19 protein-coding genes and 1 pseudogene are annotated in these 23,990 nt (G+C 60.9%); 1 reads left to right on the top strand and 19 read right to left on the bottom strand.

Going from position 1 to position 23,990, the window contains the following annotated elements; all coding sequences use genetic code 11:
* Window positions 1-40: 40 nt before the first annotated feature.
* Window positions 41-580, bottom strand: a complete 540-nt coding sequence (locus J5M67_RS16090) for a type 1 glutamine amidotransferase domain-containing protein (RefSeq protein WP_207886341.1) — start codon at window positions 578-580, stop codon at window positions 41-43.
* 192 nt (window positions 581-772) lie between these two features.
* Between J5M67_RS16090 and J5M67_RS16085 the strand changes: the two genes are divergently transcribed.
* Window positions 773-1,597, top strand: a complete 825-nt coding sequence (locus J5M67_RS16085; protein WP_207886412.1) for an HDOD domain-containing protein — start codon at window positions 773-775, stop codon at window positions 1,595-1,597.
* Between the two features lie 181 nt (window positions 1,598-1,778).
* Here J5M67_RS16085 and J5M67_RS16080 read toward each other — a convergent pair whose 3' ends face one another.
* The 18 genes and pseudogenes from J5M67_RS16080 to J5M67_RS16000 form a co-directional block, all read right to left on the bottom strand.
* Window positions 1,779-3,677: a beta-ketoacyl synthase gene (locus tag J5M67_RS16080; RefSeq protein ID WP_207886340.1), complete on the bottom strand. Its 1,899-nt coding sequence runs from the start codon at window positions 3,675-3,677 to the stop codon at window positions 1,779-1,781.
* 262 nt (window positions 3,678-3,939) lie between these two features.
* Entirely contained in the window at window positions 3,940-4,872 is a 933-nt protein-coding gene (gene arcC / locus J5M67_RS16075) for a carbamate kinase (protein WP_207886339.1), read from the bottom strand.
* Window positions 4,873-4,944: 72 nt separating this feature from the next.
* Window positions 4,945-5,955: an ornithine carbamoyltransferase gene (locus tag J5M67_RS16070; protein WP_207886338.1), complete on the bottom strand. Its 1,011-nt coding sequence runs from the start codon at window positions 5,953-5,955 to the stop codon at window positions 4,945-4,947.
* 107 nt (window positions 5,956-6,062) lie between these two features.
* Complete coding sequence (arcA, locus tag J5M67_RS16065; RefSeq protein ID WP_207886337.1) at window positions 6,063-7,319, bottom strand: arginine deiminase; 1,257 nt, start codon at window positions 7,317-7,319, stop codon at window positions 6,063-6,065.
* Window positions 7,320-7,335: 16 nt separating this feature from the next.
* Entirely contained in the window at window positions 7,336-8,784 is a 1,449-nt protein-coding gene (arcD, locus tag J5M67_RS16060) for an arginine-ornithine antiporter (RefSeq protein WP_207886336.1), read from the bottom strand.
* Window positions 8,785-9,377: 593 nt separating this feature from the next.
* Complete coding sequence (gene dctD / locus J5M67_RS16055) at window positions 9,378-10,769, bottom strand: two-component system response regulator DctD (RefSeq protein WP_207886335.1); 1,392 nt, start codon at window positions 10,767-10,769, stop codon at window positions 9,378-9,380.
* A complete protein-coding gene (locus tag J5M67_RS16050; protein WP_207886334.1) occupies window positions 10,766-12,577 on the bottom strand; it encodes a sensor histidine kinase in 1,812 nt (603 codons plus the stop codon). The genes dctD and J5M67_RS16050 overlap by 4 nt, the downstream gene beginning before the upstream one ends.
* Before the next feature lie 113 nt (window positions 12,578-12,690).
* On the bottom strand, window positions 12,691-13,236 hold the full coding sequence (gene rfbC / locus J5M67_RS16045; RefSeq protein ID WP_207886333.1) for a dTDP-4-dehydrorhamnose 3,5-epimerase: 546 nt from the start codon (window positions 13,234-13,236) through the stop codon (window positions 12,691-12,693).
* Window positions 13,233-13,536, bottom strand: a pseudogene (locus J5M67_RS29585) (glucose-1-phosphate thymidylyltransferase); the annotation flags it as partial. The pseudogene J5M67_RS29585 and the gene rfbC, both read right to left, overlap by 4 nt.
* 120 nt (window positions 13,537-13,656) lie before the next feature.
* Entirely contained in the window at window positions 13,657-14,562 is a 906-nt protein-coding gene (gene rfbD, locus J5M67_RS16040) for a dTDP-4-dehydrorhamnose reductase (RefSeq protein WP_207886332.1), read from the bottom strand.
* Between the two features lie 638 nt (window positions 14,563-15,200).
* Entirely contained in the window at window positions 15,201-17,204 is a 2,004-nt protein-coding gene (locus J5M67_RS16035; protein WP_207886331.1) for a nucleoside-diphosphate sugar epimerase/dehydratase, read from the bottom strand.
* A gap of 9 nt (window positions 17,205-17,213) precedes the next feature.
* On the bottom strand, window positions 17,214-17,801 hold the full coding sequence (locus J5M67_RS16030; protein ID WP_207886330.1) for an acetyltransferase: 588 nt from the start codon (window positions 17,799-17,801) through the stop codon (window positions 17,214-17,216).
* A complete protein-coding gene (locus tag J5M67_RS16025) occupies window positions 17,798-18,814 on the bottom strand; it encodes a glycosyltransferase family 4 protein (protein ID WP_207886329.1) in 1,017 nt (338 codons plus the stop codon). The genes J5M67_RS16030 and J5M67_RS16025 overlap by 4 nt, the downstream gene beginning before the upstream one ends.
* Window positions 18,815-19,771 (bottom strand): SDR family oxidoreductase, encoded by a 957-nt coding sequence (locus J5M67_RS16020; RefSeq protein WP_207886328.1) that lies wholly within the window; start codon window positions 19,769-19,771, stop codon window positions 18,815-18,817. It lies immediately after the preceding gene.
* An 18-nt stretch (window positions 19,772-19,789) separates the two neighbouring features.
* A complete protein-coding gene (gene wecB, locus J5M67_RS16015) occupies window positions 19,790-20,917 on the bottom strand; it encodes a non-hydrolyzing UDP-N-acetylglucosamine 2-epimerase (RefSeq protein ID WP_207886327.1) in 1,128 nt (375 codons plus the stop codon).
* On the bottom strand, window positions 20,910-21,920 hold the full coding sequence (locus J5M67_RS16010) for a polysaccharide biosynthesis protein (protein WP_207886326.1): 1,011 nt from the start codon (window positions 21,918-21,920) through the stop codon (window positions 20,910-20,912). Before J5M67_RS16010 ends, wecB begins: the two co-directional genes overlap by 8 nt.
* 30 nt (window positions 21,921-21,950) lie before the next feature.
* Window positions 21,951-22,808, bottom strand: a complete 858-nt coding sequence (locus tag J5M67_RS16005; RefSeq protein ID WP_207886325.1) for an SDR family oxidoreductase — start codon at window positions 22,806-22,808, stop codon at window positions 21,951-21,953.
* Window positions 22,808-23,983: a glycosyltransferase family 4 protein gene (locus J5M67_RS16000; RefSeq protein ID WP_368735936.1), complete on the bottom strand. Its 1,176-nt coding sequence runs from the start codon at window positions 23,981-23,983 to the stop codon at window positions 22,808-22,810. Before J5M67_RS16000 ends, J5M67_RS16005 begins: the two co-directional genes overlap by 1 nt.
* Window positions 23,984-23,990 lie beyond the last annotated feature (7 nt).

Genomic DNA, 23,990 nt, shown 5'->3' with positions numbered 1-23,990 from the left:
GCCGGAGCGGGGCGCGTGCGCTTTTGGTCGACTGGGGCGGTCAGGCGGCGAGGGTTTCGATCAGCTGCTTGCTGAAGACGGGGATGTCGTCGGGCTTGCGGCTGCTGATGAGGAGGCCGTCCTTCACCACCGGACGGTCCACCCAATGGCCGCCGGCGTTGCTGATGTCGTCCTTGAGGGAGTTCCAGCTGGTCAGGGTGCGGCCCTTGACCAGGCCGGCGGAGACCAGCAGCCAGGCGCCATGGCAGATCACCGCGATGGGCTTGCCGGCGTCATCGGCGCGCCGCACCAGTTCCTGGGCCTTGGGCAGGCTGCGGATCTGGTCGGAATTGATCACGCCGCCGGGCAGCAGCACGGCGTCGTATTCGTCGATGTGCGCCGTCTCGAAGGTGCCATCGACCTTGAAGCTGTCGCCGGGCTTGTCATGGTTCCAGCCACGGACCTCGTCTTTGTTGTCGGAAAGAATGCGAACCTTGGCCCCGGCCTGTTCCAGGGCATTGCGCGGGCCGGTCAGCTCCACCTGCTCGAAGCCGTCGGTAACCAGGATGGCGACAGTCTTGCCGTTCAGGGTCTGGCTCATGGCGAATCTCCCGTTTCGTCCTTTTGGGTGTAAAGGTTCCGACACTGCCGCCGATGAAAGTTCAGTCTAAAACGCCGGTTCCAGAAGGTCGCGCTCTGGGTAAACTGTGCGCCCCGTCAACCTTCAGCACGGCTACCCATGTCCCAGGAACTTTCCGCCGAACAGATCCGCCAGGCCCTTCAGGGCATCAGTGTGCCGCCACAGCCGCAGATCATGGTTGACCTGCAGATGGAGCAGTTCATGCCCAACCCGGACCTGAAGGCGATCGCCAGGCTGATCAGCCAGGACCCGGGGCTGTCCGGTGCCTTGCTGAAGCTGGTGAACTCGCCGTTCTTCGGGCTGGCCAACCGCATCACCTCGATCCAGCGCGCGGTGAACCTGCTGGGCAGCCGCTCGGTGATCAACCTGATCAATGCGCAGTCGATCAAGGGCGAGATGAGCGACGACACCATCGTCACCCTCAACCGCTTCTGGGACACCGCGCAGGACGTGGCCATGAGCTGCCTGAACCTGGCCAAGCGCATCGGCTACGAGTCGGTGGACGAGGCCTATGCGCTGGGGCTGTTCCACAACTGCGGCATTCCGCTGATGCTCAAGCGCTTCCCGCACTACATGGCGGTACTGGAGGAGGCCTATGCCAGCGCCAGTGACGAGCGCCGGGTGGTGGACACCGAGAACCGCGTGCTGAACACCAACCATGCGGTGGTCGGCTACTTCACCGCGCGCTCCTGGCGCCTGCCGGAGCACGTCTGTGAGGCCATCGCCAACCATCACAATGCGCTGTCGATCTTCAGCGACGACAGCGCCCGCGATACGCAGCTGAAGAATCTGCTGGCGATCCTCAAGATGGCCGAGCACATCTGCGGCTCGCACCGTGTACTGGGCAACCAGCCGGAAGACCACGAGTGGGAGAGTATTCGCGCCAAGGTGCTGGATTACGTGGGGCTGTCGGAGTACGACTTCGAGAACCTCAAGGCGAGCATTCTCGAGCTGGGCGTGGGGCAGGGGACATATTGACCCGGGACCCCGACGCGGTGGTTGGCCATCGCGGATAAATCCGCTCCTACGCAGCCGTTGAGTTTTCCGTGTAGGAGCGGGCCATGCCCGCGATCGCGCGCATGGCGCGCTCCTACGGCTAGCCCTCCGCAGACATGAAAAAGCCGGGCATCTGCCCGGCTTTTTCCTGGGGCGGCGGCGATCAGTCGAGCATGTCGCTGAAGCGTTCGTCCTTCTTGTAGGTGATGGCCTGGTTGAAGCCCGGCACCTGGACACCCTTTTCGCTGATCTCGATGGCCTGCTCGTCGATCATGTCGTTGCCGAAGTTGTAGATGATGTCGAAGCGGCCCTGGGTCACGGCCTCGTCGTACTGGCGGGCGGCGGCGCGGGTGGCTTCGCGGCGGGTCTGGTAGGCGTCGAAGGCGGCATCGCCGTGGCGCTTGCGCAGCATCTTCTCGGTGACGGCCGGGGACAGCAGCACGCCGGTGGCGTTGTTGCCGCCAAAACCCTTGGAGTTGATGAAGCAGACTTCCAGGTCGTCGCGGCGGACATCGGTGTTGGACAGGGCGATGTGGTCCTTGAACACGTCGTCGGCGAACTTTTCCACGGTCTTGATGCCCGGGATCACGCCGTAGCGGAAGGTGCCCAGGGCGGAGATCAGCTGGTCGGCGCTGGCGGTGGCCAGGGAGTGGCCGACGAAGGCCTTCACCGCGGTGACCGGCCACTCGCTGATGCCGAACGCAGTGGCGACGCGGTCGAGGATTTCCGATTCGGTGACGCGGTTGGCCGGGGTGCTGGAGCCGTGGGCATGGACGAAGCTGTGCTTGCGCACGCTGTCCGGGCCGACGATCTGCGCGGCGGCGGCCACGGCCTTGGCCATGGTCAGGTAGTTGCCCGGGCCGGGCGCGGAGATGGACTTCTTGAAGCCGTCGGCGTTGATGAACACGTCCGGCACCGAGCCGTGGATCTCGGCGCCCAGCTCCAGGGCCAGGGCGTCGTCCATCAGCACCACGTACTGGGCGGACTCGGCCAGGGTGAAGCCGCAGTTTTCGCCGAACGGGCGGCTGGCGCGGCGGAAGTCGACATCGTCGCGGCCATCGATGTTGCGCAGGCCTTCCTCGGTGGCCAGCGCACTCATGGCGGCGTAGCCCTCGATGATCTCGGAGGTGATCGGCGCCTCGGCGTTGCCGACGATGGCCACGCGGGCCTGGCCGGTGGTGATGACGTCGATGCCTTTCTGCAGGTTATAGAGGAAGGTGGCGCAGGCGCCGGTGATGCTGCCGGTCATGCCGACGCTGCCCAGCACGTAGGCGTTGATGAAGTCGGTGGGCATGCTGTTGAAGCCCAGCGGCAGTTGCTTGGCCGATACGCGGTGACCGCGCAGGCGCGATTGCAGCAGGCCGCCGTAACCGTTCTCGTCCAGCTGGCTCATGATGCTGCTGGAGAACACGGCGATTTCGTCGGGCTGCACGTGGTCGCAGATGGTCTGCCAATCGATGCCGACCGAGCGCACCGCGTCGGTGGCGGCAACCACGGACATCTGCAGGCCGCGCGGGTGGAAGCGCGAGTTGTACAGCTCGCCCGGCTCGAAGCCGGTGGGCAGTTGGCCGGCGGACTTCACCGGCAGCGCGCGGTAGCTGTCGACCTTGAATTCGCAGTTGTCGTGCAGGGTGACACGCACTTCGCCGCCTTCGAGTTCTTCCACCGACCAGTTGGCCGGCAGCGGCTCGGGCAGTTGCTTGCGCTGGGTGCTGAAGGTGACCGGGCTGCCGGCGGCGCCGAGGGTGATGCTCTTGTGGCAGTGGGCGGCATCGACGTCGAGGTATTGCAGTTCGATGCGGCGGATCAGGGTGGACTGGCGGACCTGATCGCCGAAGCGCTGTTCGATCTGGGCCAGGGTCAGTGCCTGGCCTTCGGCATCGCGGTATTGACCGGCATCGAACTTCACCAGCTTCATCATCACCGCAAGGCCGGCGAGGGTTTCCTGGCGAGCGGCGCTCTCCATGGATTCGAGGACGGTGCGGCGGAACCCATGGTGGAACGAGCTGCGGCCCGCAGCGTTATACCCACCAAAACCAACGATGACCGGTAGTCGAGACATCTCTCGGAAACTCCTTCAGCAAGTCCATCTTGTGCGTTCGGGCGGTGATTGCCCAAGGCGGGGCGGCCCGGTGGCACAAAGCCAGCGGTGGCTTGAGTGATTCGAATGCTTTAGCTGACGAGGATGATGACCGTCGAGTCACGCCAACGCCAGGATTTGGCGGAAGAAGTCGACGAATTTCCGTACAGATAGAGTGAGGACGAGGGAAGGAAGGGAGAACCGGGAGCCACGTCGGGCTCCCGGAGGTACTGCGGGGTATTGCTCAGCGGTACTCGATGCCAGCCTTTCTGGTGCTGACGCGGGTGCCGGACTTGCCTTCGGTGATGGCCACGATGTTTTCCAGCGAGCCGATCACCGCGTCCTTGCCGGTAGCGCGGGCGAACTCGATGGCCGCCATGACCTTCGGACCCATGGAGCCGGCGGCGAAGCCTAGGCGTTCCAGTTCGTCCGGGTGGGCCTGGGCGATGGCCTTCTGGGTCGGTTTGCCCCAGTCGATGTAGGCCGCGTCCACGTCGGTGGCGATGATCAGGATGTCGGCCGACAGTTCCTGGGCCAGCAGCGAGGAGCAGAGGTCCTTGTCGATTACAGCCTCGACGCCGGAGAGCTTCTTGCCGGACTCGTCATACATGGTCGGGATACCACCACCGCCTGCGCAGATGACGATGGTGCCTTTCTCCAGCAGCCACTTGACCGGGCGGATCTCGAAGATGCGCTTCGGACGGGGGCTGGCCACGACGCGGCGGAACTTGTCGCCATCGGGCGCGATGCTCCAGCCTTTCTCCTTGGCCAGCGCTTCGGCCTCTTCCTTGGAGTAGACCGGGCCGATCGGCTTGGTGGGGTTCTGGAAGGCTGGGTCCTTGGCGTCGACTTCGACCTGGGTGAGGATGGTGGCGAACGGTACTTCGAACGGCAGCAGGTTGCCCATTTCCTGTTCGATCATGTAGCCGATCATGCCTTCGGTCTCGGCGCCCAGGACGTCCAGCGGGTACGGGGAAACCTTTTCATAAGCCGCGCCCTGCAGGGCCAGAAGGCCAACCTGCGGGCCGTTGCCGTGGGCGATCACCAGTTCGTTGCCCGGAGCGACCTTGGCGATCTGCTCGGCGGCGATCTTCACGTTGGCGCGCTGGTTGTCGGCAGTCATGGGCTCGCCACGACGCAGCAGGGCGTTGCCGCCCAATGCGACGACGATACGCATATTCATTACCTCCGAAAGAGTGGAAACGCCCCCGGACCGGCGACGGCGTCGCGGTCCGGGGACGGCCCGGCATTACATGTCGGCGAGGGTCGAAACGAGGATTGCCTTGATGGTGTGCATGCGGTTTTCCGCTTGCTCGAAGGCAATGTTGTACGGGGACTCGAAGACGTCTTCGGTGACTTCGATGCCGTTCTTCAGGTTCGGGTACTGCTCGGCGATCTGTTTGCCGACCTTGGTCTCGCTGTTGTGGAAGGCGGGCAGGCAGTGCATGAACTTCACGCGCGGGTTGCCGGCGGCCTTCATCATGTCCATGTTGACCTGGTAGGGCAGCAGTTCCTTGATGCGCTCGCCCCAGGCTTCGACCGGCTCACCCATGGATACCCACACGTCGGTGTGGATGAAGTCCACGCCCTTGACCGCGACTTTCGGGTCTTCGGTGATGGTGATGCGGGCACCGCTTTCTTCAGCGAACTTCTTGCAGGCGGCGACGTGTTCCTCGGTCGGCCAGAGTTCCTTCGGTGCGGCGATGCGCACGTCCATGCCGAGCTTGGCGCCGATCAGCAGCAGGGAATTACCCATGTTGTTGCGGGCGTCGCCCAGGTAGGCGTAGGCGATGTCGTGCAGCGGCTTGTCGCTGTGCTCACGCATGGTCAGCACGTCGGCCAGCATCTGGGTCGGGTGGTATTCGTCGGTCAGGCCGTTGAATACCGGTACGCCGGCGTACTTGGCCAGTTCTTCGACGATTTCCTGCTTGAAGCCACGGTATTCGATGGCGTCGTACATGCGGCCGAGAACGCGGGCGGTGTCCTTCATGGACTCCTTGTGGCCGATCTGCGAGGAGTTCGGGTCGATGTAGGTGACGTTGGCGCCCTGGTCATAGGCGGCTACTTCGAAGGCGCAACGGGTGCGGGTCGAGGTTTTCTCGAAGATCAGCGCGATGTTGTTGCCTTTGAGGTGTTGCTGCTCGGTGCCGGTGTACTTGGCGCGCTTTAGGTCGCGGGACAGGTCGAGGAGATAGCGCAGCTCGCGGGTGCTGTGGTGCATCAGGCTGAGCAGGTTACGGTTGTGCATGTTGAAAGCCATGATCTTTCTCCTTGGATGGAATTCTCGGCCCCGTCAGTGGGTTCGTGGCTGGCGAGGCGGGCGGCCCTGTTCGGGCCGCCTGGCAGGGTTTGTGTGCTCTGTTGGAATCAGTAATCGACCGGATCACGGATGATCGGGCAGGTCATGCAGTGACCGCCGCCACGGCCCCGGCCCAGTTCGCCGGCGCTGATGGTGACCACTTCCACACCGGCCTTGCGCAGCAGGGTGTTGGTGTAGGTGTTGCGGTCATAGCCGACCACTACGCCCGGCTCCAGGCAGACCACGTTGTTGCCGTCGTCCCACTGCTCGCGCTCGGCGGCGAAGCTGTTGCCGCCGGTTTCCACGACGCGTAGCTTCTTCAGGCCCAGCGATTCGGCGACGACGGTGAGGAAGTCCTTGTCTTCGCGCTGGACGTTGATGCCGTAGGGGCTCTTCTCGTCCGGACGCAGGACGAAGGGAACGATCTCCTTCACCACTTCCGGGAAGACGGTGACCAGGTCGCGGTCGCAGAAGGTGAAGACGGTGTCCAGGTGCATCGCGGCGCGGGACTTCGGCAGCCCGGCAACGATGACTTTCTCGGCAGCGCCCTTGGCGAACAGCGCCTGGGCAACCTGGCCGATGGCCTGGCGGGAAGAACGCTCACCCATGCCGATCAGGACGACGCCGTTGCCGATCGGCATCACGTCGCCACCTTCCAGGGTGGACATGCCGTGGTCCTTGTCCGGATCGCCGTACCAGACTTCGAAGTCGGCGTTAACGAATTCCGGGTGGAACTTGTAGATGGCGGTGGTCAGCAGGGTTTCCTGACGGCGCGCCGGCCAGTACATCGGGTTCAGGGTCACGCCGCCGTAGATCCAGCAGGTGGTGTCGCGGGTGAACTGGGTGTTGGGCAGCGGCGGCAGCAGGAAGCTGGAGTGGCCCAGGTAGTCGCGGTACATCTTCAGCGCCTTGGCGCCTTCGCTGTCGGGGATGTCGTCAGCGGCCACGCCGCCGATGAGGAACTCGGCCAGCTTGCGTGGCTCCAGGCTTTCCAGCCAGCCGCGCAGTTCCTGGGTCAGGCCCAGGCCAACGCTGTCGTTGGTGATCTTGCGGTCGAGGATCCACTTCAGGGCCTCGGGGTTCTGGACGGTCTCGGTCAGCAGGTTGTGCATTTCCAGGACGTCGATGCCGCGTTCACGCATCTTGGTGACGAAGTCGAAGTGGTCGCGCTTGGCCTGGTTTACCCAGATTACGTCGTCGAACAGCAACTCGTCGCAGTTGCTCGGGGTCAGGCGTTGGTGGGCGAGTCCAGGCGAGCAGACCATCACTTTGCGTAGTTTGCCAGCTTCAGAATGAACGCCAAGTTTGGTTTTTTCCGTGCTCATGAGATGTCTCCAAGAGTTACAGAGTGAGGAAGCCGTCGTAGAGGCCGTAGGCCGCGATCAGGGCGCCGATGACGACACCCGCGAAGATCAGCTTCTCGACATTGGTGAAGATGGGTTGGCCCACTTCATGTTTCGCTTTAGCGAAGAGGATGACGCCGGGCGCATACAGCAGCGCCGACAGCAGCAGGTATTTCAGGCCACCGGCGTAGATCAGCCAGACGGCGTAGATGACCGAGATACCGGCGATGATCAGGTCTTTGGTGCGGTCACCCGGGTCCTTGTCGTAGGTCTCGCCTTTGACTGCCAGCAGCAGGGCGTAGGCCGCGGACCAGAAGTACGGGATGAGGATCATCGAGGTGGCCAGCAGCAGCATCTTGGTGTACGGGTCCATCCCGTCGGAGCTGCCCGAGGAGAAGAAGGTCACCACCAGGAAGATCTGCACGCAGATGTTGGTCAGCCACAGGGCGTTGGCCGGCACCTGGTTGGCGTTCTCCCTGCGGAGGAACTCCGGCATGGTGTGGTCCTTGGCCGCGGCGAACATGATCTCGGCGCACAGCAGTACCCAGGAGAGCAGGGCACCCAGCAGGGAGATCAGCAGACCGACGCTGATCAGTACCGCACCCCAGTGACCGACCACGTGCTCCAGTACCAGCGCCATCGACGGGTTCTGCAGCTTGGCCAGTTCCGGTTGGGTCATCACGCCCATGGACAGTACGTTCACCAGTACCAGCAGGAGCAGGACGGTGATGAAGCCGATCACAGTGGCCTTGCCGACGTCGGAACGTTTTTCCGCACGGGAGGAGAAGATGCTCGCGCCTTCGATACCGATGAACACCCAGACGGTGACCAGCATCATGTTGCGCACCTGGTTCATCACGCTGCCCAGTTCCGGATTGCTCGCGCCCCAGATGTCAGCGCTGAAGATGTCCAGCTTGAAGGCGAACAGGCAGATCAGGATGAACAGGAACAGCGGGACGATCTTCGCCACCGTGGTGATGGTGTTGATGAACGTCGCTTCCTTGATACCGCGCAGTACCAGGAAGTGCAGGGCCCACAGCAGCACCGAGGCACAGATCACCGCCGGCAGGGTGTCGCCCTTGCCGAAGATCGGGAAGAAGTAGCCCAGGGTGCTGAAGAGAAGTAGGAAGTAACCGACGTTGCCGAGCCAGGCGCTGATCCAGTAGCCCCAGGCCGAGGAGAAGCCCATGTAGTCGCCGAAGCCGGCCTTGGCGTAGGCGTACACACCGCCATCGAGTTCAGGTTTGCGGTTGGCCAGGGTCTGGAAGACGAATGCCAGGGTCAGCATCCCGACCGCGGTGATGGCCCAACCGATGAGAATTGCGCCGACGTCAGCACTGGCGGCCATGTTTTGCGGGAGGGAGAAAATACCCCCGCCGATCATGGAACCAACGACAAGGGCTGTCAGCGCACCGAGTTTTAATTTTTGGCTGCTTTCTTGCGACATTTAAGAATCTCCCTATAGGAAGTTGGAGAGTGTAGCTATTAAGCGCCGTCTGTCAGGGACGCTCCCTGACGTGGGTCAATAGCTTGCTATCCAATGTATTGAGCGGTACTCCAGCCCCGCTCACCCCGCTGACAAGATAGAAGGAATTTCCCAGTAATGCCCGATTTAGAGAGGCTTTCGTGAAAATTTGATCGCAGTTATGTGACAGCGCTGTGGCAGTTTGCTGCCGCGTCCATCCAGATGTGCGATGCGGCACGCTTGCCATGGGCAATGGTTGCAGCGAGAGGCCGGGTGTGTAGGAACGTTCTGATGCAAGTGAAGGCGCCTGAGGGCGGCGAAGTCACTTGGGAGATGAAGGGATTGGCCGGGGCAGGATCGCTGCGCCCGGCGAAGCGCCGAAGGCGCCAGATGGCATGGGGGCCGAAGGACACCGCCGGGTTCGTGGCCCGGAGGGCGCGCCGCAGGCAGATGCGGCACGAAGCAATGCGCAACACGCATTAACAAATGAAGAGCAAGGGGTGTGCCAGTCTGCTGCGTCTTGAGTTTCCGGGCTTTGCCCGATGGGGCCGCTCATTGAATAGGCGGATTCCTGCTCAGCCGTCGGCGTCCTCGGCGGGATTCCCGCCACCGGAGAACAGCAGCCCGTGCTTGCGCAGCTTGTCGTGCAGGGTCTTGCGCGGCACGCCGAGGGCTTCGGCCAGGCTGCGCAGCGAGCTGTGCGGACGGCTCATCTCGGCGGCGATCAGCGAGCGCTCGAAGGCCTCGACCTGTTCGTTCAGCCCTGCGCCGGTGGTGGCCGGAGACGTCTGGGCGCCAAGTTCGTCGAGTCCCAGGTCCAGTCCCAGTGCATAACGCTCCGCGGCGTTCTGCAGTTCGCGCACGTTGCCCGGCCAGCCGTGGGCCAGCAGCTGCCCGCGCTGTGCGGAGTCCAGGGGGCGCGCTGTCAGGCGGTGTCGCTGCGCTCCGCGTTCGGCGAAGTGCTGGAACAGCAGGAGGATATCGTCGCCGCGCTCGCGCAGCGGCGGGATGCGCAGGCTGGCGACGTTCAGGCGGTAATAGAGGTCGGCGCGGAAGCGGCCTTCGTCCGAGGCCAGGCGCAGATCTTCCTTGGTGGCGGCGATGATGCGGATATCCAGCGGGATGAGCTGGTTGGAGCCCAGGCGCTCGACAGTACGTTCCTGCAGCAGGCGCAGCAGCTTGACCTGCACGTCCAGGCTCATGCTCTCGATCTCGTCGAGGAACAGCGTGCCGCCATTGGCATATTCGAACTTGCCGATGCGCCGCTTCTGCGCGCCGGTGAACGCGCCTTGCTCATGGCCGAACAGCTCACTCTCCACCACCGACTCGGCCAGCGCACCGGCATTGATGGCGACAAAGGGACCGTTGCGGCGACTGGACAGGTCATGCAGGGCGCGGGCGACCACCTCCTTGCCCGAGCCGGTCTCGCCGAGGATCAGCACGTCCGCCTGGATCGCCGCCAACGAGGCGACTTGCTGCTGCAGGCGTTGCATGGGGGCGGATTGGCCAACCAGGCGGCCGCGCAGTTCCTTCTGCTCGGACAGCGCCAGGCGCAGGCTGCGGTTCTCCAGCACCAGGCGACGCACATCGAGGGCACGGCGCACGCTGTCGAGCAATGCATCGCTGGGGAAGGGTTTTTCCAGGAAGTCATAGGCGCCCGAGCGCATGGCCTTGACCGCCAGCGGGACGTCGCCGTGACCAGTGACCAGGATCACCGGAAGTTCGGCGTCCTGCGCGTGCAACTGCTCCAGCAACTGCAGACCGTCGATGCCGGGCATGCGGATATCGCTGACGATCACGCCGGGCCAGTCCCGCGCCTGCTGGGTATCGAGCTGGCGCGCATCGGCCAGGGCGATGACCTTGAAGCCGGCCAGGTCGAGGGTCTGGCACAGTGCCTGGCGCAGATGCGGATCATCGTCGATCAGCAGCACCTGGGTGGTGGGATCGAAGGGCGCGGCCAAACTCATGCGCGGGTTTCCTCCTGCGGCGTCGAAGTCACGCCGGGGATGCCCGGCAACAGGTGTAATTGTACGAGAGCGCCGCCCTCGGGGTGATTCCCCAATTCCAGATGACCGCCGAGCGTTCGTAACAGGGTGTCGCAGATGGCGAGGCCCAGGCCAAGGCCCTTGGCGCTGGTCTTGGTGGTGAAGAAGGGTTCGCGGGCATGGGCCAGCGCCTGCTCGGAGAAGCCGGGGCCGTTGTCGCGCAGGGACAGGATGATGCGCTCGGGCGTCTGCTCGGCGGTCAGCCAGATGCGTCGCGGTGGCGCCTTCTCCGTGAGGGCGTCGAGGGCGTTGGACAGCAGGTTGGAGAGAATCTGCCGTAGCCGGGTCTCGCCGGCCTGCACCCAGATCGCGGCATCCGGCAGGTCGCGCAGCAGTTCCACGTTCATCGCCTGCCGGCGCGGCGCGACCAGCGCCAGGGCATCGTTGATCGCCGGCTGCAGGGCGACGTTCTCCGGCGCGCGCCGGGCGCCACGGGCATAGGCCTTGAGGTGGCCGATGATCGAGGCCATGCGTCCGGTCAGCTCGCCGATCTGTTGGAGGTTGCCGCGGGCATCATCGTAGCGCTCGTGGTCGAGCAGCACGCGGGCGTTGTCGGCGTAGCTGCGGATCGCCGCCAGCGGCTGGTTGAGTTCGTGGCTGATGCTGGCGGACATGGTGCCCAGTGCGGTCAGCTTGCCGGCCTGTACCACCTCGTCCTGGGCATGCATGAGTTCGCGCTGGGCCTGTTCGCGGTTGCGGACCTCTTCCTGCAGGCGGGTGTTGGCATCTTCCAGTTCCTGGGTGCGCTCCTGAACACGCAGCTCCAGCTCGTGCTTGGCCTGAGCCTCCAGTTCGATGCGTTCGAGGTAGTGACGGCGGCTGATGGTCAGCAGCGACAGCAGCAGAAGCAGCGCGACGAGGGTGGCCGCGCCGATCAGCACGACGCTGCGCACCGGGCCGTCGACCTGGGTGCGCGGGGTATAGATGCTGACGGTCCAGCCGGTTTCCGGCAATTGGCGGCTCTGGCTGATCCAGCGGCGCTGGTCGATCTTCAGCGGTGCGGGATGCAGGACGGGGTAGGGGATGTTCTCAGCGATTTCGCGCTGCTTGGCCGGCGACAGCTCGCGGCTGGTATGGAAGCGCCAGGCCTTGTTGGACGACAGGATGACCACGCCGTCGCTGTCCATCACCAGTAACTGGTCGGGCGTATTGCCCCACAGCTGTTCCATGTGTTCCAGGTCGACCTTCACCACCAGCACACCCAGCAGCGTATCCCCGTCGCGCACCTCGCTGGCGAAGAAGTAGCCGCGACGCTTGGAAGTGGTGCCCAGGCCGAAGAAGCGCGCGGGGCGCCCCTGCATCGCTTCCTTATAGTAAGGACGGAACGAGAAGTTGCGGCCGACGAAGCTGTCGGGCTGATCCCAGTTGGAGGCGGCGCGGGTCAGGCCGTCCGGTTGCATCAGGTAGATCACGTCGGCGCCGGTGCGCCCGCGGATTCGCGCCAGTTCGAGATTGGCGGCGTTCTGCAGGAGCAGGTTGCCGGGAGACTGGAGCGCGGCCCGTAGCGTCGGAAGCTCGCCGAGGATCGGCGGCAGGTCCTCATAGCGGCGCAACGTACCGAGCAGGTTGGCGACGTAGAGGTCGAGGGTCTGCTGGTTCTGCTGGGCGATCTGCTGGCTGTAGTAGCGTTCGGCGAAGTGGTGCAGCGGCCAGAGCAGCGGCGCCAGCAGCAGGGCGAGAAGAGCCAGCGAGCGCCAGCGGGTGAGGTGAAGGTTCAAGTCGGCATACATCGCGTGGGGGCGTATTCGCTGTGGATGCTACACCGATCAATGCCGGGCAGGTTGCATCCGGCGAACTGCTCAGCCCCTTGCGGCTCGCTCGCGGACAACTGTCTCTCGGGGCCTCAGTCGAAGAGTTCGGCGTCTGCCAGACGGCGCCCTTCTCGGTCCTTCCCGGACAGTACCGGCTCTGCGTCGAGTGGCCAGTCGATGGCGAGTTCCGGATCGTTCCAGGCGATGCAGCGCTCATGTTCCGGCGCCCAGAAATCCGTGGTTTTGTAGAGAAACTCGGCACTTTCGCTGAGCACCAGGAAACCGTGGGCGAAGCCTTCGGGAATCCATACCTGTCGTCTGTTCTCTTCGCTGAGGACTTGTCCGACCCACTGGCCGAAGGTCGGCGAGCCACGACGGATGTCCACGCTGACATCAAACACCGCGCCCCGAACGACGCGCACCAATTTTCCCTGGGCCTGGCGAATTTGATAGTGCAGGCCGCGCAGCACACCACGGGACGAGCAGGAGTGGTTGTCCTGTACGAAATTGATCTTGCGGGCGATCGACTGTTCGAGTTTCTGCTGGTTGTAGCTTTCGAAGAAGAAGCCACGGCTATCAGCGAATACCTGGGGTTCGATCAATAGAACATCGGGAATGGCCAGCGGGGTGACGTTCATCGGTGCACCGTCTGTGTCAGGAGGCGTTGGAGATACAGGCCGTGCCCGCTTGGGGCAGCGGTACGACCAGCTTTGGCAGGACTTCCGGACCGATCCATCCCTGGCGGGAGGTAGTCTCGTCCGGGCACGCGACCTTGAGTCCCTGCCGGTTCTCCAAGGTTGTGATGAGTTGACCGGCTTCGAGCAGGGATTCACGGATGCCGGTATTCAGCCAGCATAGCCGCGTCCCAGGATCTCAACCGACAACTCGCTCTTTTCCAGGCGGATGTGATTAACGTCGGTGATTTCCAGTTCGCCGCGTGTCAGGGGAGGCTCTTGGCGATCCCGATGCCTCATTGGTTGCCGTCGCCCGGCAGTTACTGATTCGGTGGAGCGTCCTCTGGTGTAAAGATGATCAACATTCCCGGATGTCTTTACGCTTCATGCGGCTTTTTCTCCCGCCAGTTCGATCAGCATCCGCTTCACGTGAGTTTCCCATGCAGGCAGGTTCAGGCCGAACGTTTCCCGCAGTTTGCGGGTATCGAGGCGAGAGTTTTTGGGGCGTGTTGCCGGTAGTGGGTAGTCCTGGGTAGGGATTGGCAGAATCTGCTCTGACAGGGTGCGAAGCGGCAACCCCAGGGCGATGGCCTGCTCGATCACGAAGCGCGCGTAGCCGTGCCAGCTGACCGCGCCATCTGCGGTTAGGTGATAGAGGCCGGCAAGCGATCGGGCGTCAGGACGATAGCGTAGCTGTGCGAGCACCTGGGCGGTGACGTCGGCGATCAATTCGGCACTGGTTGGTGCGCCGACCTGATCGGCAATCACGCGCAGCTCCTCGCGTTCCGCCGCCAGGCGCAGCATGGTCCTGGCGAAGTTCGTACCGCGCGCGGCATAGACCCAACTGGTACGGAAGATCAGGTGGCGGCAATTACTGTTGAGAATCGCCTGATCGCCCTCCAGCTTCGTTCTGCCATAGATGTTGAGTGGTCCGGTAGGGTCGTTTTCGCGGAAGGGTTGGGTGCCGCTGCCGTCGAATACATAGTCGGTCGAATAATGTACGAGCCAGGCGTCCAGGTCGGCAGCCAGTTCTGCCAGCACGCAGGCGGCCTCGGCATTCACCCGACGTGCCCGGTCGACGTCGGCCTCCGCCTTGTCGACTGAGGTATAGGCAGCGGCGTTGACGATGATAGCAGGGCGTATGGACTGCACCAGCGAACGTAGACCCTCGGTGTCCTCCAGGTTGCCGCGCTGGCGATCGCAGATGGTCAGCTGACCCAGGGGGGATAGAGAGCGTTGCAACTCCCAGCCGACCTGGCCGTTGGCCCCGAGGATCAGAATGTCGTTCATATGCACTGTTGGCTCAGTCATTGACGATAGGCCCGCTGGCAACGCTTTCGGGGCCCGCGGGCGATTTGGCAGTTCCACTATCAAAGGTCTCTGCCAGCTCCGGTCCAACCCACACTCCAGGAGCATGGCATCGATGGCGCAGCGGTGATCGTGGCAGGGGCTGCCCTTGAGGAAGTGAATCTGCTCACGGTGCCGGGACCTTCGTTGCGAGGAGACTCCCGGTCGAGTCCGTCACAGACGTGGTCTACCACTTCTTGCCGGGATTTCTCGTTCCAGCCTCTGGCATTGTAGGTCTTGTCCACATGCCCTGCATCGTCATGGACAAAGGCTCGCTTGTCGTCGTCATCGAGGTCGGCCAGGCTCGCTCGGTTGCCGGCGTCGGCCCGCTTGTCCAGGCTGATCACTGTTCAGAGTGTGCAGCAGTCCAGCCGAGGACAGAGTTGGACCTGATGTGACGAGGGGCGTCTTGGATCAGGGGCATTGTGGAGGTGATACGGCAACCTGCAGAGGTTGCCGGGCAGTATCGTCCGGTAGAGGCCAGCCAGCCGTCAGCAGTGTCGGATGTTACAGAACACGCTGCCGCAGGGTGAGATGTTCAAGTGACAACTACCCTGCAAATAGCCGGTTAAACCATGGCCTCACATGTCCGTTCGGCGTTGGATATAGATGTGATCGACGATGTCTCCATCCGGGACATAACCGCTGACGGTTTCACGTAGCAGTTGCCGAACCTGAACAAAATCATCCGCTTCAACAGCCGTGAGCAACGCTTCCACGCGCTCCTTGAGTACATCCCAGGAAAGGTATTCCTCATTGGCACGCATGATCATGGGATGCTCGGTTGGCTGCACGTTGTCGCCAATCAGAAGCTCTTCGTAGAGCTTCTCGCCTGGGCGCAACCCGGAAAACTCGATGGAGATATCCCCATGCGGATCGGACTCGGAGCGCACGCTGAGCCCCGACAACCTGATCATCTTCTCGGCCAGGTCGACAATCTTCACTGGGCTGCCCATATCGAGCACGAACACGTCGCCGCCTTGCCCCATGGACCCTGCCTGAATAACCAGCTGTGCAGCTTCCGGAATGGTCATGAAGTAACGTGTGATATTCGGGTGGGTAACAGTGACCGGGCCGCCGCGCTTGATCTGCTCACGGAACAGCGGAATCACCGAGCCGGAAGAGCCCAGGACATTGCCGAAACGCACCATGGTGAAACGGGTCTTGTTCACCTGGTGAACGCTACCGTCGCCATGCAATGCCGGTGCAGCCTCTCGGCTCAGCGCTTGCAGCACCATTTCCGCCAGTCGCTTGGTGCTGCCCATGACGTTGGTCGGCCGCACCGCCTTGTCGGTCGAAATCAGTACGAAATTCGCCACTCCCGCCTTGATTGCCGACTGCGCGGTATACAGGGTGCCAAGCAGATTGTTCAGTACGCCCTCGGCGATGTTGTGCTCCACCATTGGCACATGTTTGTAGGCCGCCGCGTGATAAACAGTATTCACCTGCCAGGTTTTCAATACATCCTGCAGTCGAACTGGATTGCGAATCGAGCCGAGTATCGGCACCAGCTGGATCTTCAGCGATTCGCGAACGATGCGCCGCTCCAACTCGCTGTGAATGCTGTAGAGATTGAATTCGGAATGCTCGAACAGAATCAGCACCCGAGCCCCGGAAGACAGAATCTGCCTGCACAACTCCGAACCGATCGAGCCACCGGCTCCTGTAACCAGTACCGACTGCCTCTTGATGCAACGCTCGAACAGCTCCTGCTGCGGCGGCACGGCATCGCGCCCGAGCAGGTCGGCAATGTCGACTTCCTGCAGATCGTCGACCTTGACCTTGCCGCTGGCGAGGTCCATGACTCCCGGCACCGAACGGACATGCAGTGGATACGCTTCGAGCATTCCCAACATTTCACGACGACGCCCACGAGACGCCGACGGAATGGCCAGCAACACCTCGCTTGCTGCAGTTTCATCGATCAACTGCGCGATATGCTTGGGCTTGTATACCTGCAATCCCGAAATGACTCGGCCAGCTATGGACGAATCGTCATCGATAAATGCCACCGGCAGCAGGGTGCGGCCCATGCGCAAGGCCGCTACCAACTGATTGCCCGCAGCGCCCGCACCATAAATGGCTACGCGTATACGCCCGTCACCTCGGGCGATATTGGCTCGTGCCCGGGGATCGAACCAGTCGCCCATGAAGAACTGACGCATCGCCAGGCGTAATCCGCCAAGCAGCATGAGGCTCAGCCACCAATAGTTGAACACCATCGAACGCGGAACATTCACTGTGCTGCCGCGGTACCAATAAATCACCAGGGCCAGCAGCAGGGCCGAAAGCGAAACCGCCTTGGCAATGGCGACCAATGCATCGTTGCCCAGGTAGCGCATCACCGCCCGGTACATGCCGAAACGAATAAAGAGCGGTAGGGCAATCAGAGGAGCGATAACGAACAACCACCCATGGCCATTGAAAGGACGAACGGCGTCGAATTCGCCCAGGCGAACGACGAAAGCCAGCCAGAGGGCAATCCAGACCAGGACGACGTCGACAACGACTTGCAGGCAGCGCTTGTGCCGCCTGGGCAAGCGCAAGAGTCGTTGACGAATTTGATTACTCCATTGCCACACCATGTCTATTCCTCAGTCCTTTGCTTTCAGCACCGTGCCAGGCGCCAGCACGGCTGTACTCTCAACCACAACGCCATAACCCGCACTGCATCCCGCCTGCAGCCAGGCTGCGGATGCCACATGCACACCACCGGCCAGGCTGACACCGACACCCAAATGGCCAAAATCTCCCACCTGCGCATCGTGATCAACTATAGCCCCGGCGTTCACAATCACTCCTCGCCCGAGCCGCGCGTCAGTACCAACGACGGCCATTGCCATAACTGCGGTTCCAGGTCCGACATCCGCAGACGGACTCACCCACGCTCTCGGATGCACCACACAGGCCAGCGGGATCCGGGCCGCAACTAAAGCCGTCTGCCAGACCTCACGCAGTTCGTTGTTGCCAACAGCCGCGATACCGGCATCAACCTGGTCTGACAAGCGCTCCAGGCAGCCCAGATTACCGACCACTGAAATACCGAATGACTCTGTCAACTGTGGCCAGCGGTCATCCACGAATAGCACCCGTTGCCATTCGCCAGAAAGCAAAGCAGCCTCGGCAACTGCCTTGCCGTGCCCTCCGGCCCCCAATATCAGCAAAGTACGCTCTGAACTCATGCTCGCTCCAACTCACCCGCTCGAAACTTGACCGCCAAAAGCAGGAGAGGTGTATACGCGAGCAAGATCCCCAGCACTCCGTCCAGCTCCCCCGAACAGACCCAAAGCGCGATTGGCAGCAGCCACAGCAGATTGATCAGTCCGACGGCAAGGGTGACCGGGAGATGTCGACCGAATTGGCGTGAAGCGTATTGGTAGGCATGACTGCGATGCGCCTCGTACACCTTGTCACCCCGCAGCAAGCGGCGCAGCAAAGTAAAGGTTGCATCGACAATGAAAACGCCAAGCAGAATCAGCCAGCTCCAGAACAGCTGAGATTCAACCCAGGCAGCCTGTAACGATAGTATGCCTAGGACGATCCCCAAAAAACCGCTACCGGCATCCCCCATGAAAATTCGGGCCGGAGGGAAGTTCCAGAACAGAAAGCCTGCCACAGCCGCCGCCAATAACAACGGTAGCGCTGCATCATGCACATGCCCTGATAAGGCATAGAGCAAGGCCCCCCCGACGCAAACGCAGATGGCCTCAATGCTGGCGATACCATCGATGCCGTCCATGAAGTTGTAGAGATTCAATAGCCAGACCAGATAGAGGGCGGCTAACAGATAACCCGCCCAACCAAGATCAAGTTCGACGCCTAGCACGGACAAAGACGGCAAGCCGCCCAGCCAGAACAACGCCCAGGCTGTTCCGGAGAAATGTCCAAGCAACCGCCAGCGGGCGGCTATATGACCGTGATCATCGAGGAATCCCAGCAGAGCGATACCTGCTCCCGCCCCCAGAAGCGCCAGGACGACGGGCCAGCCTGCCGAACCGAAAACAGCAGCCAACGGCAAAGCCAGCAGAAAGCTCACGACAATCGAAACCCCTCCGCCCCGAGGGGTAGGAATCGTATGTGAGCTGCGTGCATTGGGAACATCGATAATGCTGCGGGCCAATGCATAGCGACGCAGCACTCCCGTCAGAAATAGCGCAAAGCCAGCTGCGGCTGGCAGAAGAAACCAAAGAGACATTTAACGCCGATCCTGGAAATAACGAGCCGTCTTGATCAGTGCATCATCAACTGTGACGGGGGGAGTCCAACCCAATAGCGTCCGGGTCTTGGAAATATCGACCTGCAACGAACCACACAAGCGTTGAGCGATCCCTGGCTTACCCAACAAGCGGGCCGCGAATTTCAGCAAGGATTCGGGTACTGGCAACAACATTGCCGGTCTCCCGAGTGCTCGGCCAGTACGCCGCAACAATTCGGTAGTAGACAGGTCTTCACCATCGCTGACGAGAAACACCTCGTTAGCCGCCTGGGGGTGGTCGATACAGGTAATGATCAGGTCTACGAGGTTGTCCAGAGCGACCATACTGCGCTTGTTGTGGATAGCGCCCAGAGGCAAAGGGAGCCGTCGCTGCAACCAACTCATCATGCTGAGAAAGTTGGCTTTGACGCCGGGTCCATACACCAGCACGGGGCGGATGATCACCACCTCCAGCCCCGTTTCATGTGCAAGGGCCAGCAATCCTCGTTCAGCCTCCAGCTTGGAAGCTCCGTAGGGGTCCGCAGGGGCTGGAGCATCGTCTGCCTTGAAGGAACGGCCGAGCGGGGTCCCTTCACCGTTGACCTTGATCGAACTGATGAAGACAAATCGCTTCACACCTGCATCGACTGCCTGTCGAGCCAAGTTCAAGGTACCTGACACGTTGACCCTGCGGTATTCAGCGAGCGGATCTGTGGCTTCGTCATTCATGATGTGGACGCGGGCTGCACTATGGATAACGACTTCGACGCCCTCCAGTGCTTCGCCCCAATCCGTATCGGATGCCAGATCCGCAACCGGTACAGCAGTGACACCACTTGGAAAACTACGCGCTTGCTGACGCACAGCTGCGAACAACTGCAGGTTTGTCAGCTCAGATATCCGCTTGGTTAGTCCCGCACCAACAAAACCGGTCGCGCCAGTCAGCAAAACTCGCATGCATTACCCCTGCAGTACTCAGGCCTTCGACCAGACCGTACGGTTGATGTAGTCGGTATAGCTAAGCACTACCCGGACTACCTGTTTCGATACAGGGCCAGCCTGATAATCCTTCACCACAGGCATTACTCGACGAGCCCGGTCGTGCTGGCTGGTTACCACACGGACCGCATCCAGTACGCGATCCGTTTTCAAGCCGCTCATGATCAACGTACCTTCGTCCATGCCCTCAGGCCGTTCGTGGGCATTGCGAATGGTAATGGCTGGCAGATTAAGCAGCGAAGCTTCTTCGGTTATGGTGCCGCTGTCGGACAGTACGCAGAACGCCGACATCTGCAGCTTGATATAGTCCAGCAGACCGAACGGCTTGACGAAGCGGATCAGTGGATGATCCAGCGACTCGCCCAGCGCCTCTAAACGCTTGCGGGTACGAGGATGCGTGGAGACGATGATTGGGTATTGGTACGTTTCGGCCAGTGCTCGCAGGGTTTCCAGTAGATCGCGGAGATTCCCTGGTGTATCAACATTCTCTTCCCGATGGGTACTGATGATGAAGAACTTGCCTTCCTCCAGTCCTTCGCGCTGCAGCACATCCGAAGCCTGGATACTCGGCATGTAGTAATCCAGTACCTCCTCCATATGCGAGCCGGTCTTGATGATAGTTTCCGGGCGAATTCCCTCTGCAATCAGGTACCGACGCGCATGTTCGGTCAGCACCATGTTGATATCGCTCAGGTGATCGAGGACCTTGCGGTTCAACTCCTCCGGCACGCGTTGGTCGAAGCAACGATTCCCTGCCTCCATGTGGAATACGGGAATTTTGCGGCGTTTGGCTGCGATAACCGCCAGGCAGGTGTTCGTATCGCCATACAGCAAGAGAGCATCGGGCTTTTCCAGTTCGAATACTTCATCTGCCTTGGCAATCACTTCGGCGATGGTCTTCGCTGCGGTATCACCAGCTGCTCCCAGGAAATGATCTGGCTTGCGAATCTCCAGATCATCGAAAAATACCTGGTTCAATTCAAAGTCGTAGTTCTGCCCCGAATGCACCAGCACATGCTGAACCTGCTTATCCAGTTCCGCGATCACACGACTCATCTTGATCAGCTCCGGACGGGTGCCGACCAGCGTCATCACCTTAAGCATCGAGTTGCTCCTGAATGTAATCCAGCTTCAGCAATACATCCTTGATACCTTGAATGCTAAGGCGTTCGGTATTGTGCGAGGTGTAGTCATCCAGCTCGGAAATATGTTGCTCGCCCTCGACGAAAAACTTTTTATAGTTGAGGTCGCGGTTATCCGCCGGGATTCGGTAATAGCGGTCCATGTCTTCAGCCTTGGCCATCTCCTCGCGGGAGATCAGCGATTCATATAGCTTCTCGCCGTGTCGAGTACCGATAACCTTTACCGGATTGTCGCGGGAGAACAGCTCCTTGAGCGCCTGGGCAAGATCCGCCACCGTCGAGGCGGGAGCTTTCTGCACAAAGATATCGCCCTGCTCTGCATGCTCGAAGGCATGCAGCACGAGGTCCACGGAATCCTCCAGCGACATCAAGAAGCGGGTCATGTTCGGATCCGTGACGGTCAGCGGCTCGCCGCTCTTGAGTTGGCTGATGAACAGTGGGATCACCGAGCCACGCGAAGCCATCACGTTACCGTAGCGAGTTGCGCAGATAACCGGCCCGGACTCAGGAATCATCCGCGACTTGGCAACCATGAGTTTCTCCGCCATAGCCTTGGAGATGCCCATTGCGTTGATCGGATAAACAGCTTTGTCAGTACTGAGCACCACCACACGCTTGACGCCCGTGGCAATTGCCGCGTTCAGCACGTTCTCCGTACCGATGACATTGGTACGGACGGCCTCCATGGGGTAGAACTCGCAGGAAGGCACCTGCTTCAGAGCCGCCGCATGGAAGATATAGTCAACTCCGACCATGGCCTGAGAGACGCTATCGTAATTACGTACATCGCCGATATAGAACTTGACCTTGTCGTTGGCCAAGGCAATCCGCATATCCTCCTGCTTCTTCTCGTCCCGGCTGAATACCCGGATTTCCTTGACATTGGTATCGAGAAAACGCTTCAACACAGTATTACCGAAGGAGCCGGTACCACCGGTGATCATCAAGACTTTGTCATCGAACATAAGCAGCCACCACACTTGGAAATATAAGAATTAACGCTGGTCACGCATCATTTTGATCAGTTCAGGCCAGGTCGGGGGGAGGTAACCTGTGGCCTGACGGAAGCGGGACGAGTCCAACGAGCGGTCGATACGGACCTGCTCGTCTGGAGTGATCTGGATCTGGTGCCCGTAGACCTCGGCTACCAGCCTAAGCAGCGACAGCTTGTCAATCGGCTCGACCGATACGTGGTAAAGACCATGCAGTTCGGGATTAGGGATTACATACTCTTTCATCACTCGAGCCAGTTCGACAGTGGGCAATCCGGAGAATATGGCTTTGGCATAGCCTTTGACCGGAGCCTTCTGGGAAAGGAACCAGTCCACCAAGGAGAAATGACTGCCGATCTCATGCCCGATGATGGAGGTGCGCAGCGTAATCGCATGCGGCATATCATGCAGTTCACCAATGAACTTCGACTTCCCGTAAAGATCCTCCGCATCCGACAGATCATGCTCGGCATACATTCCCTTATGGCCGGAGAACACACAATCCGTGCTCACATGGATCAATCGGGCACCCGCCAAACCACAGAGTTTTGCCAACCGATGTGGCAGCATGGCGTTAATCGGCAAGGCTGACAAAGGGTCTTTGGCGTCGGCCAACTGTTTGATCAAGCCTACACAGTTGATGACGACATCCGGGCGGACGCGCTCCAGCACACTGACCAGTGTATCCTGATCGAGCACATCTACTCCGGTCAGCAGGCGTGGTCGGCTCTGCTCAGCGAAATGCTGCAGCGCTCCGGCACTACGCATTGTGCCCCAGGCTTCGTACTTCGAGTCGTGGCTAAACGATCTATATACGGCACTGCCCAGCATGCCGGTTACGCCCAATACCAAGATGCGCATCACTTTTGTCCCTTGCTCTGAGTCTCAAGAATCTCCACCAGGCGTGCCACCTGGCTGCTCATCTCGAAATGTTCATTGAAATATGCCTTACCTGCCAGCCCCATGGCCTGCAGTTCGGCAGCAGGTCGACCTTTCATGGAGCGGATCAATGCTGCCAGCGCGGTAGCATCTTCCGGCTTACAGGCTTCCCCCGCACCCGCCTCAGCGACGACCCTTGCCCCCTCGCCACGCAACGAAGCGATAATCGGTCGCCCAGCTGCAAGATAAGCTTGAATCTTGCTCGGTATCGTCTGGGCGAAGATATCCTCATCCTTGAGCGAGACCAGCAAGGATGCTGAGCGGTCGAATATCTGCGGCATCGACTCCATCGGGAAACGCCCTGGCAACAAAAGGTTATCCAACCCGTGCGCCTGCTTTTGTGCCTGTAACCAGGAGAGGCGACTACCGCTGCCGACAAGTACCAAGCGGATTTCAGGGTCGTGTTTCAGTTGGATAGCTGTTTCGAGCAGCGTCTCGACAGCTTGGGCCGTTCCTAGATTGCCTGCGAAAACAACGCTGAAATGCTGCTCAAGCTCCTCAGCCAATTCGAGAGGAATTCTCTCCACCGTTTGGGGTGGCGCCTGCGGCGCTATTGAGTTTGGGAAATAGATGATTTTTTCACGCCGCGCATAGCGTGCCACGGGCTCGACGAATGCCCGGGACTGAACCAGCAGGGTATCGCATCCTGCATAAATCCCTCTGACTAGATAGCCTGCAGCCCTGAGAAGGTATCGCTGCCTGATGAATCCTGTGGCCTCTAGGCTTTCCGGCCACAGATCCTGAACCCATACGGCCAGGTGAGCTTTTTTCAGCCATTTAAGAAGGATGGCCGGAATGACCTGGGTGATAGGCGAGGGCGCGAAAACCAGAATGGCGTCGAACTTGCGCTTTCTCAGCAGCCACGGGAAAAAGAAAATTCCGCAGAGGACAAACGAGAGGTAATTCAAGACCAGATTTCTAGCTCCTCCCTTACCTCGCGGCCATAGTGGAACCCGAGTCACCTCTACCGTCTCTGCAAAAACCTCACGTTGGACCCCGCCAGCTCTATAGCCGGGGAAAACCTCGCCGTCAGGGTAGTTTGGTTTACCTGTAGCTACGCTGACTTCGCACCCTTGAGCAACAAGAGTACGCGCCACATCATTA

It is taken from the genome of Pseudomonas sp. 30_B (assembly GCF_017491605.1).
GTDB lineage: Bacteria > Pseudomonadota > Gammaproteobacteria > Pseudomonadales > Pseudomonadaceae > Pseudomonas.
Note: the sequence above shows the minus strand (reverse complement) of the source record. Positions and strands in the feature narration are given on the sequence as shown.

Coding starts and splice junctions, on each gene's coding strand:
- J5M67_RS16090 (WP_207886341.1), bottom strand. CDS start 580: ATGAGCCAGACCCTGAACGGCAAGACTGTCGCCATCCTGGTTACCGAC.
- J5M67_RS16080 (WP_207886340.1), bottom strand. CDS start 3,677: ATGTCTCGACTACCGGTCATCGTTGGTTTTGGTGGGTATAACGCTGCG.
- arcC (WP_207886339.1), bottom strand. CDS start 4,872: ATGCGTATCGTCGTCGCATTGGGCGGCAACGCCCTGCTGCGTCGTGGC.
- J5M67_RS16070 (WP_207886338.1), bottom strand. CDS start 5,955: ATGGCTTTCAACATGCACAACCGTAACCTGCTCAGCCTGATGCACCAC.
- arcA (WP_207886337.1), bottom strand. CDS start 7,319: ATGAGCACGGAAAAAACCAAACTTGGCGTTCATTCTGAAGCTGGCAAA.
- arcD (WP_207886336.1), bottom strand. CDS start 8,784: ATGTCGCAAGAAAGCAGCCAAAAATTAAAACTCGGTGCGCTGACAGCC.
- dctD (WP_207886335.1), bottom strand. CDS start 10,769: ATGAGTTTGGCCGCGCCCTTCGATCCCACCACCCAGGTGCTGCTGATC.
- J5M67_RS16050 (WP_207886334.1), bottom strand. CDS start 12,577: ATGTATGCCGACTTGAACCTTCACCTCACCCGCTGGCGCTCGCTGGCT.
- rfbC (WP_207886333.1), bottom strand. CDS start 13,236: ATGAACGTCACCCCGCTGGCCATTCCCGATGTTCTATTGATCGAACCC.
- rfbD (WP_207886332.1), bottom strand. CDS start 14,562: ATGAACGACATTCTGATCCTCGGGGCCAACGGCCAGGTCGGCTGGGAG.
- J5M67_RS16035 (WP_207886331.1), bottom strand. CDS start 17,204: ATGGTGTGGCAATGGAGTAATCAAATTCGTCAACGACTCTTGCGCTTG.
- J5M67_RS16030 (WP_207886330.1), bottom strand. CDS start 17,801: ATGAGTTCAGAGCGTACTTTGCTGATATTGGGGGCCGGAGGGCACGGC.
- J5M67_RS16025 (WP_207886329.1), bottom strand. CDS start 18,814: ATGTCTCTTTGGTTTCTTCTGCCAGCCGCAGCTGGCTTTGCGCTATTT.
- J5M67_RS16020 (WP_207886328.1), bottom strand. CDS start 19,771: ATGCGAGTTTTGCTGACTGGCGCGACCGGTTTTGTTGGTGCGGGACTA.
- wecB (WP_207886327.1), bottom strand. CDS start 20,917: ATGCTTAAGGTGATGACGCTGGTCGGCACCCGTCCGGAGCTGATCAAG.
- J5M67_RS16010 (WP_207886326.1), bottom strand. CDS start 21,920: ATGTTCGATGACAAAGTCTTGATGATCACCGGTGGTACCGGCTCCTTC.
- J5M67_RS16005 (WP_207886325.1), bottom strand. CDS start 22,808: ATGCGCATCTTGGTATTGGGCGTAACCGGCATGCTGGGCAGTGCCGTA.